This is a genomic window from Roseixanthobacter psychrophilus (assembly GCF_043195195.1).
Lineage (GTDB): Bacteria > Pseudomonadota > Alphaproteobacteria > Rhizobiales > Xanthobacteraceae > NCEH01.
On record NZ_JBAFWT010000005.1, the window covers coordinates 180,015 to 193,599 of the forward strand.

16 protein-coding genes are annotated in these 13,585 nt (G+C 64.7%); 11 read left to right on the forward strand and 5 right to left on the reverse strand.

The genetic code is table 11. From position 1 onward, the window contains the following. Positions 1-107: 107 nt before the first annotated feature. Positions 108-1,436, reverse strand: a complete 1,329-nt coding sequence (locus V5F77_RS07630) for an MFS transporter (RefSeq protein ID WP_429004743.1) — start codon at positions 1,434-1,436, stop codon at positions 108-110. Between the two features lie 265 nt (positions 1,437-1,701). On the opposite strand from V5F77_RS07630, the gene V5F77_RS07635 reads away from it, so the two are divergent. From V5F77_RS07635 to V5F77_RS07645, 3 genes are all read left to right on the forward strand, one after another. Then, complete coding sequence (locus V5F77_RS07635) at positions 1,702-2,205, forward strand: TspO/MBR family protein (protein WP_429004744.1); 504 nt, start codon at positions 1,702-1,704, stop codon at positions 2,203-2,205. Positions 2,206-2,277: 72 nt separating this feature from the next. Next, positions 2,278-2,472, forward strand: a complete 195-nt coding sequence (locus V5F77_RS07640) for a twin transmembrane helix small protein (RefSeq protein ID WP_429004745.1) — start codon at positions 2,278-2,280, stop codon at positions 2,470-2,472. 8 nt (positions 2,473-2,480) lie between these two features. Then, positions 2,481-3,065 carry a cob(I)yrinic acid a,c-diamide adenosyltransferase gene (locus tag V5F77_RS07645; RefSeq protein WP_429004746.1) on the forward strand — a complete coding sequence of 195 codons (585 nt, stop codon included), beginning with the start codon at positions 2,481-2,483 and terminating at the stop codon, positions 3,063-3,065. Between the two features lie 18 nt (positions 3,066-3,083). Here V5F77_RS07645 and croR read toward each other — a convergent pair whose 3' ends face one another. After that, the gene (gene croR, locus V5F77_RS07650) at positions 3,084-3,551 is read right to left on the reverse strand and encodes a 3-hydroxybutyryl-CoA dehydratase (protein ID WP_429004747.1); all 468 of its coding nucleotides are present in this window, start codon (positions 3,549-3,551) and stop codon (positions 3,084-3,086) included. Positions 3,552-3,797: 246 nt separating this feature from the next. Between croR and V5F77_RS07655 the strand changes: the two genes are divergently transcribed. Further along, positions 3,798-4,244, forward strand: a complete 447-nt coding sequence (locus V5F77_RS07655) for a YbjN domain-containing protein (protein ID WP_429004748.1) — start codon at positions 3,798-3,800, stop codon at positions 4,242-4,244. Between the two features lie 96 nt (positions 4,245-4,340). Here the strand turns inward: V5F77_RS07655 and V5F77_RS07660 are convergent, their stop codons facing one another. The 3 genes from V5F77_RS07660 to V5F77_RS07670 all read right to left on the reverse strand — a co-directional run bounded on the left by V5F77_RS07660 (position 4,341) and on the right by V5F77_RS07670 (position 6,958). Beyond that, the gene (locus V5F77_RS07660) at positions 4,341-4,928 is read right to left on the reverse strand and encodes an OmpA family protein (protein ID WP_429004749.1); all 588 of its coding nucleotides are present in this window, start codon (positions 4,926-4,928) and stop codon (positions 4,341-4,343) included. A gap of 44 nt (positions 4,929-4,972) precedes the next feature. After that, positions 4,973-5,392 carry a cysteine rich repeat-containing protein gene (locus tag V5F77_RS07665; protein WP_429004750.1) on the reverse strand — a complete coding sequence of 140 codons (420 nt, stop codon included), beginning with the start codon at positions 5,390-5,392 and terminating at the stop codon, positions 4,973-4,975. Positions 5,393-5,539: 147 nt separating this feature from the next. Beyond that, positions 5,540-6,958: an HD-GYP domain-containing protein gene (locus V5F77_RS07670; RefSeq protein ID WP_429004751.1), complete on the reverse strand. Its 1,419-nt coding sequence runs from the start codon at positions 6,956-6,958 to the stop codon at positions 5,540-5,542. A gap of 153 nt (positions 6,959-7,111) precedes the next feature. Between V5F77_RS07670 and V5F77_RS07675 the strand changes: the two genes are divergently transcribed. From V5F77_RS07675 to V5F77_RS07705, 7 genes are all read left to right on the forward strand, one after another. Beyond that, positions 7,112-7,777, forward strand: coding sequence for a TetR/AcrR family transcriptional regulator (locus V5F77_RS07675; RefSeq protein WP_429004752.1), 666 nt, complete (start codon positions 7,112-7,114; stop codon positions 7,775-7,777). Continuing rightward, positions 7,774-8,745 (forward strand): HlyD family secretion protein, encoded by a 972-nt coding sequence (locus V5F77_RS07680; RefSeq protein ID WP_429004753.1) that lies wholly within the window; start codon positions 7,774-7,776, stop codon positions 8,743-8,745. The genes V5F77_RS07675 and V5F77_RS07680 overlap by 4 nt, the downstream gene beginning before the upstream one ends. Then, entirely contained in the window at positions 8,742-9,722 is a 981-nt protein-coding gene (locus V5F77_RS07685) for an ABC transporter ATP-binding protein (RefSeq protein ID WP_429004754.1), read from the forward strand. Before V5F77_RS07680 ends, V5F77_RS07685 begins: the two co-directional genes overlap by 4 nt. Further along, positions 9,719-10,846: an ABC transporter permease gene (locus tag V5F77_RS07690; RefSeq protein ID WP_429004755.1), complete on the forward strand. Its 1,128-nt coding sequence runs from the start codon at positions 9,719-9,721 to the stop codon at positions 10,844-10,846. The genes V5F77_RS07685 and V5F77_RS07690 overlap by 4 nt, the downstream gene beginning before the upstream one ends. A gap of 151 nt (positions 10,847-10,997) precedes the next feature. Further along, the gene (ccoN, locus tag V5F77_RS07695; RefSeq protein ID WP_429004756.1) at positions 10,998-12,656 is read left to right on the forward strand and encodes a cytochrome-c oxidase, cbb3-type subunit I; all 1,659 of its coding nucleotides are present in this window, start codon (positions 10,998-11,000) and stop codon (positions 12,654-12,656) included. Positions 12,657-12,667: 11 nt separating this feature from the next. After that, positions 12,668-13,417 (forward strand): cytochrome-c oxidase, cbb3-type subunit II, encoded by a 750-nt coding sequence (gene ccoO, locus V5F77_RS07700; protein WP_429004757.1) that lies wholly within the window; start codon positions 12,668-12,670, stop codon positions 13,415-13,417. Positions 13,418-13,420: 3 nt separating this feature from the next. Further along, complete coding sequence (locus V5F77_RS07705) at positions 13,421-13,582, forward strand: cbb3-type cytochrome c oxidase subunit 3 (protein WP_429004758.1); 162 nt, start codon at positions 13,421-13,423, stop codon at positions 13,580-13,582. Positions 13,583-13,585 lie beyond the last annotated feature (3 nt).

The window sequence follows — 13,585 nt, forward strand, 5'->3', positions numbered from 1 at the left end:
TCTGAAAATGGCGCTGGCGTTGAAACAAGAAGGGCGGCCCGGAGATATCCGGGCCGCCCTTTTTTCATGTCTGGTGCCTGCGCTGCCCTGCTGAGCGGCCCGTTGTGTCACGCTGTGGGAAGGCGCGCCGGAACCTTGGGGGCCGCCGTTTCGCGGGCCCACAGATTGATGCCGATCAGCGCCCCCATGACGCTGATGGCCAGGATGTAATGCGCGTGTGCCATGGGGTCGATCTGCAGCGCCAACGTCACCAGAAGCGGAGTGAGGCCGCCGAAAATGGCGTAGGCCACATTGTAGGAGAAGGAGACGCCGGAGAATGCCACTTCCGGCGGGAAGATGCGCACCATGACGAACGGGGTCGCCGAGATCACGCCGACGAAGAACCCCGCCACCCCATAGAGCGGCAGCAGCATCTGCGGCTGGATGCCCACCAAGGCATAGAGCGCATACACAGAGGCGCCAAGCCCGGCGCAGCCGAACGTGAGGACGCGCCCGGCGCCGAGCCGGTCGCACAGCAGTCCAGTCAGCACGCAGCCTGCTGAAAGGGTCAGCGTCGCCAGGCTGTTGGCGGTCAGCGCCGTGGCGGCGCTGATGCCATAACGGGTCTGCAGCAGCGTCGGCGTCATCAGGATGACCACCACGATGGCGGCGGAGAGCATCCAGGTCAGCGCCATCGACAACAGCACCTGCGCGCCGTAGCGGCGCATGACCAGCTTCACCGGCAGCTCGGCGGCGAGCGCCTTGCGCGCCTTCATCTCCTTGAAGATGGGGGTCTCTTCCAGCCAGGAACGCAGATAGACCGCGCAAAAGCCGAAGATGCCGCCCAGCAGGAAGGGAATGCGCCAGGCCCAGTCGTGGATGTCGGCCGGGCTGAAGCTGCGGTTGATGGCGGTGGCCACCAGCGAACCCAGCAGGATGCCCGAGGTGAGGCCGCACGTGAGGATGCCGCAGGCGAGCCCGACCCGGCGGGCAGGCACATGCTCGGACACGAATACCCAGGCCCCCGGCACTTCCCCGCCGATGGCCGCGCCCTGCAGCACCCGCATGGTCAGCAGCAGGATCGGCGCGGCGATGCCGATGGAGGCGTAGCTGGGCAGGCAGGCGATGCCGAGGGTCGAGAGGGCCATCAGGAAGATGGAGAGGGTGAACATGCGCTTGCGGCCGAGCGTGTCGCCGAAATGGGCGAGCACGATGCCGCCCAAGGGGCGGGCGAGATAGCCGGCGGCGAAGATGCCGAATGCCTGGAGCTGCACCAGCCAGTCGGGAATGCCGGGCGGGAAGAACAGATGGCCGAGCACCGTCACGAAGAAGACGAAGATGATGAAATCATAGAATTCCAGCGCTCCGCCCAAGGCGGAGAGCACCAGCGTGCGATAGTCGGCGGCGGTCAGGCGGCGGTGGCTGGGCGCAGCCGGCAGGGCGGAAACACGGGGCATGGCGAACTCGTTTGGGGCGCCGGAGGCGCCGCGAAAGGTCTGAATTGACGCCCCTTTGCGCTGCGGCTCAGCAATATTCAAGCAGGAATGTGCCCCATTCCGGTCATTTGATGCATGGCGGCTCCGCATTTCCGGCAAGGTTTGAAAAGCTTAGCGCTCGTTTGGGGATCGAGGCTCAGGGCTCCGCGCGCCGGGAGCTTGACGGGGCGCATCGCCACAGCGAGTCTCCCGGGTGTTCGGCGATGGCCCGACGAAGGAGATGCCGATGCCCGCTTCCCCGGCCGGCGGGACGGCCCTTGGCCGGTCCGTGCTGCGCTTTCTCGCCTGCCTTGCCCTGGTGGCGGTGGTGAGCTTTATCGGCGCCACCAGCACTTATCCGCAGATCCCGACCTGGTACGCGACCCTCGCCAAGCCCGGCTGGACGCTGCCCAATGCCGCATTTCCCATCGCCTGGACCTTGCTCTACCTGATGATGGCGGTGTGCCTATGGCGGCTGTGGGACCGGGTTGCGCCGTCTCCCGCGCGGCACCGGGCGATCCTTCTGTTTCTGCTGCAGCTCGCGCTCAATGCGATCTGGTCGCCGGTGTTCTTCGGCCTCAATGCCATCTGGCCGGGATTCCTCATCATTCTGGTGCTTCTCGTGGCCCTGGCGGCGACCTTGCGCGCCTGCTTCAAGGTGGATGCGCTCGCGGGCTGGCTGCTGGTGCCCTATATGATGTGGGGGTGCTATGCGGCGAGCCTTAATGGCGCGATCGCGGTGCTGAACTAGCCGGCGGCAAGCCGGTGTCCCGGTGCGCGGGATGAGGTTTTAACGCGCCGGAAACTGCCATAGAGTGCTGCCATGCTGCATTGGTCGATCTATCTCCTTATTCCCCTGGCGCTGGCCAGCGTCGCCGGCGTGCTCGTGCTGGGGCTGGTGAACCTGGCCGCCGGGGGGTCGCCGCAACGCTCGCAGAAGCTGATGCAATTGCGGGTTCTGTTCCAGTTCCTGGCCATCGTGCTCATCATGATCACCATCTTTGCCATGGGGCGGTGAGGGCGAGCATGGTCAAGCTGAACAAGATCTATACCCGCACGGGCGACGACGGGACCACCGGCCTCGGCACCGGCGAACGGGTATCCAAATATGATGCCCGCGTGGAAGCCTACGGCACCGTGGATGAGGCCAATGCCGCGCTCGGCCTGGTGCGCCTGCACCTTGCCGATGCGCCCGATCTCGACGCCATGTTCGCCCGGATCCAGAACGACCTGTTCGACCTCGGCGCCGACCTGTGCACGCCGGAGCGGCCGGGCGCGCCGCCGCCGGCCTATGAGGCGCTGCGGATCGTGCCCGCCCAGGTGGAGAAGCTGGAGGCGGATATCGACCGGCTGAACGCCGATCTCGCGCCGCTGCGCTCCTTCGTGCTGCCCGGCGGCACGCCGGCGGCGGCATATCTCCATCTTGCCCGCACTATCGCCCGCCGCGGCGAGCGGCAGATGGTGGCGCTCGCCCAGACGGCGGGAGAGAAGGTGGGGCCGGCGGCGATCCAATATATGAACCGCCTCTCCGATCTGCTGTTCGTGGCGAGCCGCTATGTGAACGGGCGCGGCGCGGGCGACGTGCTTTGGGTGCCGGGCGCCAGTCGCTAGGGTCCGGCCCGTGAGCGATCAGCCGGCGGCGGGTCGCAGCGGGCTCGGCGCGCTTTCGGCCTTGGCGGGAACCTTCACCCAGGCTTCGCCATCCAGCACCACGTCCTCACCCACCTTGCAGGTGCAGGCGAGCCGCGCGCGCCGCCGCTCGGGGATCAGCTCCGCCACTTCCACTCGGACCACCACGAGGTCGCCGATCTTCACCGGCGCGCGGAAATTCAGGGTCTGGGAAATATAGACCGCGCCCGGGCCGGGCAGGCGGGTGCCCAATACGGCCGAGATCAGGCTTGCGGTATAGAGCCCGTGGGCGATGCGTGTGCCGAAGGGCGTCTTGGCGGCGAAATGCTCGGAGAGATGGATGGGGTTGCGGTCTCCCGTCACCTCCGCGAACACCACCACGTCGGTGGAGGCGATGGTCTTATGCAGCTCCTCCGACATGCCGACGGTGAGATCCTCGAAATACAGCACGCGCAACTCGGGCAGCATGAATGACTCCTTAGGCTGGGGCTGGCCCCTCTTGCGGGGGCTGCGAACCGCATAAACGGCCGAACGGGCGCGCGTTTCAAGCGCAACGATGGGCGAGGGACGGGTGAACCCATTCGACTGCTTGAGCCGGACCATCGCCTGGGCTAGCGTCCTCCCTTCGGACGGTCGGCGCCGATGTGCCAGGCCAGCAGGTAGCCGCGGGTTTCCGCGATCTCCTCGTTTCGCGCCAGCCTCAAGGAACACTCCATGCCTATGATCGAGAGGGCCAGCCTGCTTGCGGTTGCGACAGCCCTGAAAAGCATCGGCACGGCGTGCGAGGAGGTGAAGTGGGGCGCGCGCGGTGCCTTGCGCTGTACCGCATCAGGCATGGTCTTTCACATGGTCCCAGGCAGCTTGGCAGGCGATGGCTTTGTCGATTTCAGCTATGTCGCGACATTCCGCGCGCCGACGCTTCCGCTCGATGTGGTCTCGCGTCAATGGAACAGCAACAACCGCTTCGCCCAATCCTATGTGCGCGAGGGAACGTTGTATCTGCAGATGGATGTACTGGTCGCGCCTGGAGTGACGCCGGAATATCTCGCCCGGACCGCAGGAGTCTGGCAGCGTCAGCTCGCAAAGCTGCTCTCGGGCATCGCGCCGAAGATTGCTGCGCCTGCGGCGGGAGCGGGGCAAAGCGGCACGGGGGACGCTTAGCGCGGTTTCCAGCGGGACAACGCCCGTAAGCGCAAGACGCTGGGAGTGGTTCCGCTGCGCCGGAGCGCAGCGGAGGTGTCGTCCGTGTGCGGCAGATCAGGGCTTCATGCGGCCCACGGTGAAGATCTGCACCCGCCGGTTGATGGGCGAGGTGGGATTCTTCGGATCGAGCAGCACTTCTTCGCCGAGACCGACCGCGTCCAGGCGGGAGGCATTGACGTTGAACACGGTGGTCAGGGCATTGACCACCGCGTCAGCCCGCGCTTGGCTCAGCTTCAGGTTGACCTCGCGCGGCCCCGTCACGTCGGTGTTGCCGGTGACGATGAACTTGTAGCCGTGCAGGATCGGGTTGTGCATCGCGTCGGCGATGGAGCCAAGGGTGCGATAGGATGAGGGATCGATGATCGCCGAGTTCAGCCGAAACTGAATCTGCACATTGATTTGCGGCAGCTTGTCGAGATGCAGGGCGAGCGACGGGCGGGTCAGGGCTTCACCGGGATATTGCACGATGTGGGCCTGCACCTGGTCACGCAATTGCTGCGCGGTGATCACCGGGGCGGTTCCGGTGAGGCCCTGCAGGCCCTGGAGAATCTGGCTGTCGTTCAGCGCGGTCTGGGCGAATGCCGGGGCCGACGCGAACGTGAGTGCTGCCGCGAATGCGAAGCGGATCAGAGACGAAGTCATGGGAATCGTCCTTTGTGTTGAGCAAGAGCGGAAGTGCGGGACGATCACCGATAACCGGCGTCAGTGATGGCCTGGTTGCAGGCCGCAGAGACCACCTTGGTCGCCTCGAGGAGGCATGACAGAAGGTTGCCGTCTTGCGGGATCATGCCCGGGCACAAGCGCGCGGCATCCGCGTTGCAGACCTTGACGATCGAGTCCTGTGCCGCATCGCGCTTGGCGATCGAGGCTTCAGCGGCTGCATAGTCGGTCTTGCACTGGGGGCTCACCTTGGTGATCACCTTGTCCAAGCAATCGACCAGCGCGCCGTTGCCGAGATTGACGGTCGGACAGTATTTCTGAATGTCCTTGCCGCAGCTGTTTGCAAGCATGCCGGCAGCGTCCGCGTAACTCATCGTCTGCGCACCCGCGCCGCCCACGGAACCTGCCAACAGCACAGCCGCAAGCATCACTCGAAAGCGCGTCATGATTCATCCTCCCAGATACCCCAACGGGAGGGTTCGGCTTACCAGAAGCGACGTGCCGCTAACAGGGTGTAGGAAGGTTAATCGGGGCAGAGACGCCAGTTTTTCATAAGGTTGCAGGGAAAGCGCCGCGCTGCAGTGCAGCGGCTCTCAGCCTCGGCGCTCTGTGAGAGTGGGGGTGCGGGGCGGTTCCGCAATGCACGCCTTCAGCGCCGCAACGCATTGTGCGTCGACCACCGTTCCCGCACCCTGGTCCAGGATGTCCAGCGCCTGCGCCACGGGAAGCGCCTTGCGATAGGGGCGGTCGGCCGTGAGGGCATCGAAAATGTCGGCGACCGTCAGGATGCGGGTTTCGAAAGCGATCTGGCCGCCCTTCAACCCCAGAGGGTACCCCTTGCCATCCAGGCGCTCGTGATGAGCGGCAGCCACGGGTGCCAGGGCCGCAAAGGCGGAGATGCGGCCGAGAATCTCCGCCGTATAGACAGCGTGCCGTTCCATGATCGAGCGTTCCTCGGAATCGAGCAGGCCGGGCTTGTCGAGGATGATGTTGCTGACCCCGAGCTTGCCGATGTCGTGCAGCAGCGCCATGCGGCGCAGCCAGCGCCGGTGCTCGGCATTGCAGCCCAATTCTTCCGCGATCGCATCGGCGAGGCTGGCGACGCGGTCGCTGTGGCCCGCCGTGAAGGGGCTCTTGGCGTCGATGACCGCGGCGAAGCCGTGGGCGATGTCGTCCATCAAGTCTTCGTCCACCATCGTGGCGTGCTGTGCGGGTTCGAGGGCGAACAGCCGGTGGGGGAGGTCAGGCGCCTTCAGCAGGTCCCAGAAGCCCGGCTGAGCGGCGGCCTCCTCCAGCGCACGGGCAAGGGTCGGGTCGAACCAGCTCCCGGAGCGTCGCCGGATTTCCGCGCGCGCGGCCTTGGGGCCGGCACTGATGAGAAATACGTCCGCCACCTGTGCGAGAAGGGCGATGCGGGCATGGAGCGGAATGGCGGTTCCGCTCAGCCCAAGCGGCAGGCCGGTGCCGTCCCAATGCTCGTCCAGGGCCTGGATGGCGTCGGCAACCGCCTCGGAAAAGCGCATCCCGCGCGCAATCTCGGCCCCGCGATGGCAACGGGTCTCGATCAATTCGCGGGCGAATGTCGTGCCGTGCCGGAGCACGCGGAAAAGGTGCTCGGAGCGCTTGGCGAGCGGCAAGCTCACGCCGGCGTTGCGAAGGACGAAGGCGAGCGCCTGCGGCATGCCGTTCACCGTCTTGTAGCCGTGCTTGAAGGTGAGATCATCGGTGACATAGAGGCGGGACAACAGCGAGGCGTTGTTGCTGCACCCGAGATCCTTGAGCAACACCGTGTAGTACAGGTCCTGGGTGGCGGCGCGGGAAAGACCGATCCGCTTGGCGATGGCAAGGGCGATCCAGCATGCGCGGACGCAATGGCCTGGCGGCTGGCCTTCGGTCAGATCCAGCGCGAAGCTCAGAGATCCCAGCAGTTCCGACAAGGGGATGGTGGCACCCTGCGGCCAGGGCGCGGCCGCAAACGCGGACGGGCCGCTCTGATGTGGGCGCGTGTTCATGTGTCGGCGGTTGTCCTTCCCCAACGAGATTGTGGACAACCGGCGACGGCGCAAGGGGTTCCCCACGGTTGTGACCCCCGATTGAGGTTTTGACAGCGAGCTTTCCCGGGAAATATGACTGACTCGTCAGTCATATTGAGGCATGATGCGATTATGACCCTTCGTGCTAACGCCTCGCCGCCAATTAAACGTCCCCGCGCGCCGGCCGCGATCGGCCCCGGACGGCGCGAGGAGCGTCAGGCCGCCATCCTCGCAGCAGGGCTTAGCCTGTTCTCGGAACACGGCTTCGCCGCAACCCGCCTGGAGGATGTGGCGCGTGCCGCCGGGATCGCGAAGGGCACGCTGTATTTGTATTTCCCCGACAAGCAAGCGCTGTTCGAGGCGATCGTGAAGGCGACGGTCGCGCCTGTGCTAAGCGAGGCGGCTGCGGTGCTGCCGTCCTTTCCGGGAACCACCCGCGAGCTGATGGCGGTGATCTCGGAAATATTGATCTCGCGCATCGTCGAGGGTCCGGGTGCCGGTATCTTGCGCCTCATGATCGCGGAGGGCCCGCGCTTTCCCGAGCTTGCCGCGTTCCACCATCGCGAGGTGGTGTCGCGCGGCGTCGCCCTCATCCGGGCCATCGGCGAAAGGGGGCTCGCTCGCGGCGAGATCACCTCCGATGCTGCCGTCCGGTTTCCGCAGATGGTGATCGCCCCGGCCATGACGGCCTTGGTCTGGAACAGCCTGTTTGCACAGATCGATCCGCTCGATGTGCGCGCCTTCATCCACGCCTACAGGGACGTGCTGCTGCGCGGTCTTGGGAGCCCGGAGGCATGATGCCCGTCGGATCCTTGCCTCTGCGCCCGCTCATGATCGTGGCGAGCCTCCTGCTCTCCGCCTGTTCTGCGCCGCCCCAGAATGAATTCACCGGCTATGTCGAGGGCGATCTGCTGTTCATCGGCCCGCAGGAGGCGGGGCGCGTGGTCACCTTGCCCGTGGCCGAGGGGAGCAAGGTCGTGGCCGGTGCGGTGATCGCCACTGTGGAGGACGATGTCCAGAAGGCGGACCTCGCCGCCGCGACCGCAGCGCTGGGCGAGGCCACCGCTCGGCTCGACAAGGCGAAGGCCGCCCAGCAGCGGCCGGAGGAAGTGGCCATCCTTGAAGCCTCCCAACGTCGCGCAACCGCCGCGCTCGACCTTTCCCGCATCGATCTGGAGCGGCAGAAGGCCCTGGTGCCGAAGGGCGCATCCTCACAGGCCAATCTCGATACCGCCCAGCACCAATACGATCAGAATCTGGCCAGCCTGGACGAGATCGGGCGCCAGATCGACAACGCCCGGATCGCAGCACGCGACGAGGATATCGCCGCCGCCGCGCAGGCTGTGGCGCAGGCGCAAGCCAATCGTGATGCCGCGCAGGTCCGGTTGGACCGCCGCGTACTTCGAACCCCCTCCGACGCCACGGTGCAGACCCTCTATTACCGGGTCGGAGAACTCGTGCCGGAGGGGCGGCCCGTCGCCTCAATGCTCCCGCCGGGCCTTGTGAAGGTGCGCTTCTTCGTGCCGCAGGCGGCCTTGGCGAAGGTCGTCCTCGGCGCCCCGGTGGCCGTATCCTGCGATGGCTGCCCCCCGCTGACGGCCGATGTCACCTTCATCGCCGATGCCGCCGAATATACCCCTCCGGTGATCTACAGCCGCGAGGAGCGGGCCAAGCTGGTCTATCTTGTTGAGGCCCGCCCGCGCGATCCTTCCGCCGCGCGGCCGGGCCAACCGGTCACCGTGGCCCTTCTGGGACCCGGCCGGTGAGCCCCCCGGCCCCTTTGGAGGCCGAGGGCAACGGCCGGGAGGTCGTCATCGATGTGGAGGGCCTGCGAAAGTCGTTCGGCAACCGGGTGGTGGTCGACGACCTCTCCATGCGGGTGCGCAAGGGCCAGATCTACGGCTTCCTCGGGCCCAACGGATCGGGCAAGACCACGACCATCCGCATGCTGTGCGGGCTGCTCACCCCGGACGCGGGGCGCGGCACCTGCCTTGGCCTGGATATCCTCACGCAAGCCCGCGAGATCCGCAGTCATGTGGGGTACATGACGCAGAAGTTCTCGCTTTATGCCGATTTGTCCGTGCGTGAGAATCTGGAGTTCGTCGCCCGCCTCTACGGCGTGCCCAAGCCCGAGCAAGCTGCCCAGGAGGCTCTGGCCCGGCTCGGCCTGGAGGGGCGCGGCAAGCAATTGGCGGGGGAATTGTCGGGCGGCTGGAAGCAGCGCCTCGCGCTTGGCGCCTGCATCCTTCCCGCGCCCGAACTGCTGCTCTTGGACGAGCCGACAGCGGGTGTCGACCCCCAGGCCCGGCGAGAATTCTGGTCGGAAATCCATACGCTTGCGGCGGAGGGACTGACGGTCCTGGTGTCGACCCATTACATGGACGAGGCGGAACGTTGCCATGAGATAGCGTACATCGCTTATGGCCATCTGCTGGCGGAAGGGCGGGTGCCGGACGTGATCGCCGCCTCCGGCCTGTCCACCTATACCGTTGAGGCGGTGGGCGGAGCCGACCCCGGGCGCATTACGGCGGCGCTGGCTCGGGAGCTGGAAGCGGCGCCGGGCGTGGACATGGTGGCTCCCTTCGGAACCCGCCTGCACATTTCCGCCCGTGACCTGACGGCGCTCGACGCCGCACTCGCGCCCTATCGCGGGCGGCCGGACCTTGCGTTCCAGAAGGATTCTCCGACCCTGGAGGATGTGTTCATCGACCTTATGAGCCGGTCGAAGGATGCGCTGCGATGATCGCCGTTCCCGGCTTTCTCCGTCGCATCTCGGCGATGGTGCGCAAGGAATTCATCCAGTTGCGGCGCGACCGGGTGACCTTCGCCACCATGATCATGATCCCGCTGCTGCAATTGGTGTTGTTCGGCTATGCCATCAACACCACGCCGCGCCATTTGCCGACGGCCGTTTTTTCTCATGAAAACAATGAGGTGAGCCGGGCGATCATTGCCGCGCTGCGCAATACCGCGTTCTTCGAATTCACCCGCCTGGCGCAAAGCGAGGACGAAGCCGAGCACATGGTGCGGGGCGGCGATGTGCTGTTCCTGGTGGAGATCCCGGCCGGATTCGAGCGGGCGCTCAGGCGCGGTGAAAATCCCCAGCTGCTGGTGGCGGCGGATGCTACCGACCCCGTGGCCGCCGGCAATGCGCTCGGCGCGCTCTCGGGCATCATCGGAACGGCGCTGAAGCAGATCCGTTTCGTCGATGCCGCCGGCGCCATGCCGTTCGATATCGTCCAGCACCGGCGCTACAATCCCGCCGGTACCTCGCAGCTGAACATTGTTCCGGGCTTGCTGGGCACGATCCTCACCATGACCATGCTGATCTTCACCGCCTTGTCGGTGACCCGCGAGGTGGAGCGCGGCACGCTGGAGAGCCTGCTCTCCATGCCGATCCACCCGGTGGAGATCATGCTCGGCAAGATCATCCCCTATGTGCTGGTGGGGGTGCTGCAGGCGGTGCTGATCCTCGGTGCGGGGGTCCTGCTGTTCAATGTGCCGGTAGAGGGCTCGCTTGCACTGCTGTGCGTGGTGACGCTGCTGTTTATCACCGCCAACCTTGCTGTCGGCTACACCTTCTCGACCGTCGCGCAGAACCAGCTGCAGGCGGTGCAGATGTCGTTCATGTTCTTCCTGCCAAACATCCTGCTTTCGGGATTCATGTTCCCGTTCGCCGGGATGCCGCGCTGGGCGCAATGGGTCTCCGAATGCCTGCCGCTCACCCACTATCTGCGCATGGTCCGGGGCATCCTGCTGAAAGGCGCGGACTTCGCCGACCTGCGGCTCGACATCGCCATACTGTTCATCCTGATGCTGGTTGCGATGGGTATCGCGGTAGCCCGTTTTCGCCAGACGCTGGACTGATCGCGGCCTTTTTACGGCGAGGGTGCGGCAATGGGGCCTCCGGGTGAACCCTTAGCTTTGACCTGTATCAAGGAGAAAGAGCGTTCCCGGCCCATTTTGCCCCCAAGGCTTGCAGGGCGGGTTTGCACCGCCCCCGCGCAAGGGGTGCCCAATGTCCATTGTCCAGACACCGACCAAGAAGAGCATGACGACGGGGGAAATCAGTCTCCTGATCGTGTTCTCGTTATTTGCTTTCTTCGCCGTCGTGGTGGCCGCCAAGGCCCACACATCGGCCTATGCCTTCCATGCCTTCGTGTTCGCTGCGGCGAGCGTCGCTGCGGTTTTCGCCATCGGCAACCGGTACATGGATCGCGACGCGACGCTGCCGCCGCAGACCATCGACGGAAAGCCCAATTACAACATGGGTCCGGTGAAGGTCGGCACGCTGCTGGCAGTGTTCTGGGGCGTCGCGGGCTTTCTCATCGGCGTGATCATCGCCCTTCAGCTCGCATTCCCGGTGATCAATTTCGATCTGCCTTGGACCTCGTTCGGCCGGTTGCGGCCGCTGCACACGTCCGCGGTGATCTTCGCCTTTGGCGGCAATGTGCTGATCGCGACCTCCTTCTACGTGGTGCAGCGCACCTCGCAGGCGCGGCTCGCGGGCGACCTTGCCCCCTGGTTTGTGATCTGGGGCTATAACCTGTTCATCGTCATCGCCGGCACGGGCTATCTGCTGGGCATCAGCCAGGGCAAGGAATACGCCGAGCCGGAATGGTACAGCGACCTGTTCCTGACCATCGTCTGGGTCACCTACTTCCTCGTCTTCCTGGTGACGGTGCTGAAGCGCAAGGAGCCGCATATCTATGTGGCGAACTGGTTCTACTTTGCCTTCATCCTGACCATCGCGGTTCTGCATCTCGGCAATAACGCGACCATCCCGGTCTCGGTGTTCTCGCCCAAGTCCTACATTCTGTGGTCGGGCGTGCAGGATGCCATGGTGCAATGGTGGTACGGCCACAACGCGGTCGGCTTCTTCCTGACGGCCGGCTTCCTGGCCCTGATGTATTATTTCATCCCGAAGCGGGCGAACCGGCCGGTCTATTCCTACCGGCTGTCGATCGTGCACTTCTGGGCCCTGATCTTCCTCTACATCTGGGCCGGTCCGCATCACCTGCACTATACCGCGCTGCCGGACTGGGCGCAGACCCTGGGCATGACCTTCTCCATCATGCTGTGGATGCCCTCCTGGGGCGGCATGATTAATGGCCTGATGACCCTTTCAGGTGCGTGGGACAAGCTGCGGACCGACCCGGTGATCCGCATGATGGTGGTCTCGGTCGCCTTCTACGGCATGGCCACCTTCGAAGGCCCGTTGATGTCGGTGAAGGCGGTGAACTCGCTGAGCCACTACACCGAATGGGGCATCGGCCATGTCCATTCCGGCGCGCTCGGCTGGGTTGCCTATATTTCATTCGGCGCGATCTACTGCCTCATTCCCTGGCTTTGGAACAAGCGCGAGATGTATTCGGTGAAGGCCATCAACTGGCACTTCTGGATCTCGACGCTCGGCATCGTCCTCTATATCTCGGCGATGTGGGTGGCTGGCATCCTGCAGGGCCTCATGTGGCGCGCCTATACCGCGCTCGGCTTCCTCGAATATTCGTTCATCGAGACAGTGGAAGCGATGCACCCGCTCTATGTGATCCGGGCGGTGGGCGGAATCCTGTTCCTCATCGGGTCGCTGATTATGGCCTGGAACGTAATCATGACCATTCGCATGCCGGAAACCGTCGCCGAGGCGACCGGCGCCGCGCTCGCTCCCGCCGAATGACGGAGACATAGATGTCAACCAAGTCCTCTTCGATCTGGAGCAAGCACGCGATCTTCGAGAAGCACTCGCTGATCCTGCTCCTTGGGGTGCTGGTGGTGATTTCCATCGGCGGCCTCGTAGAGATCGTCCCGCTGTTTTATCTCAAGAGCACCATCGAGAAGGTGGATGGCATTCGCCCCTACACGCCGCTGGAGCTGGCGGGGCGCAACATTTACCTGCGCGAGGGTTGCTACAACTGCCACAGCCAAATGATCCGCCCGCTGCGCGACGAAGTGGAGCGCTACGGCCATTATTCGCTGGCGGCGGAAAGCATGTACGATCACCCGTTCCAATGGGGGTCGAAGCGGACCGGCCCGGATATCGCCCGCGTGGGCGGCAAGTATTCGGACCTGTGGCAGCTTGAGCACTTGAATAACCCGCGCGCCGTTGTGCCGGCCTCGATCATGCCGGGCTATCCTTGGCTCGCGCAAAACAAGCTCGACGCCAAGCATATCGCCGCGGACATGAAGGTGTTGCGCATCGAGGGTGTCCCCTACACGGACGACATGATTGCCAGCGCGCAGGCGGACCTCAGGACACAGTCCACCACCGATGCCGACGAAATGGATGCGCTGCAAAAGCGCTACCCGAAGGCGCAAGTGCGCGATTTCGACGGCAATCCCGCCGAGCTGACGGAAGCGGACGCCCTGATCGCTTATCTCCAGATGCTCGGCACGCTCGTGGACTTCAAGCTCTACGACGACAAGGCCAATGTGAGGTGAGCCATGCGTGACATTTACATGCAATTGGCGACGTTCGCGCAGACCTGGGGACTTTTATTGTTCTTCTTCGGGTTTGTCGGAGTTATCGCCTATGCCTTTTGGCCTTCGAAGAAGATGCAGAAGAACTTCGACGAGGCCGCCCAAATTCCGCTGAAGGAGGATTGATCC

Coding starts and splice junctions, on each gene's coding strand:
- V5F77_RS07630 (WP_429004743.1), bottom strand. CDS start 1,436: ATGCCCCGTGTTTCCGCCCTGCCGGCTGCGCCCAGCCACCGCCGCCTG.
- V5F77_RS07635 (WP_429004744.1), top strand. CDS start 1,702: ATGCCCGCTTCCCCGGCCGGCGGGACGGCCCTTGGCCGGTCCGTGCTG.
- V5F77_RS07640 (WP_429004745.1), top strand. CDS start 2,278: ATGCTGCATTGGTCGATCTATCTCCTTATTCCCCTGGCGCTGGCCAGC.
- V5F77_RS07645 (WP_429004746.1), top strand. CDS start 2,481: ATGGTCAAGCTGAACAAGATCTATACCCGCACGGGCGACGACGGGACC.
- croR (WP_429004747.1), bottom strand. CDS start 3,551: ATGCTGCCCGAGTTGCGCGTGCTGTATTTCGAGGATCTCACCGTCGGC.
- V5F77_RS07655 (WP_429004748.1), top strand. CDS start 3,798: ATGCCTATGATCGAGAGGGCCAGCCTGCTTGCGGTTGCGACAGCCCTG.
- V5F77_RS07660 (WP_429004749.1), bottom strand. CDS start 4,928: ATGACTTCGTCTCTGATCCGCTTCGCATTCGCGGCAGCACTCACGTTC.
- V5F77_RS07665 (WP_429004750.1), bottom strand. CDS start 5,392: ATGACGCGCTTTCGAGTGATGCTTGCGGCTGTGCTGTTGGCAGGTTCC.
- V5F77_RS07670 (WP_429004751.1), bottom strand. CDS start 6,958: ATGAACACGCGCCCACATCAGAGCGGCCCGTCCGCGTTTGCGGCCGCG.
- V5F77_RS07675 (WP_429004752.1), top strand. CDS start 7,112: ATGACCCTTCGTGCTAACGCCTCGCCGCCAATTAAACGTCCCCGCGCG.
- V5F77_RS07680 (WP_429004753.1), top strand. CDS start 7,774: ATGATGCCCGTCGGATCCTTGCCTCTGCGCCCGCTCATGATCGTGGCG.
- V5F77_RS07690 (WP_429004755.1), top strand. CDS start 9,719: ATGATCGCCGTTCCCGGCTTTCTCCGTCGCATCTCGGCGATGGTGCGC.
- ccoN (WP_429004756.1), top strand. CDS start 10,998: ATGTCCATTGTCCAGACACCGACCAAGAAGAGCATGACGACGGGGGAA.
- ccoO (WP_429004757.1), top strand. CDS start 12,668: ATGTCAACCAAGTCCTCTTCGATCTGGAGCAAGCACGCGATCTTCGAG.
- V5F77_RS07705 (WP_429004758.1), top strand. CDS start 13,421: ATGCGTGACATTTACATGCAATTGGCGACGTTCGCGCAGACCTGGGGA.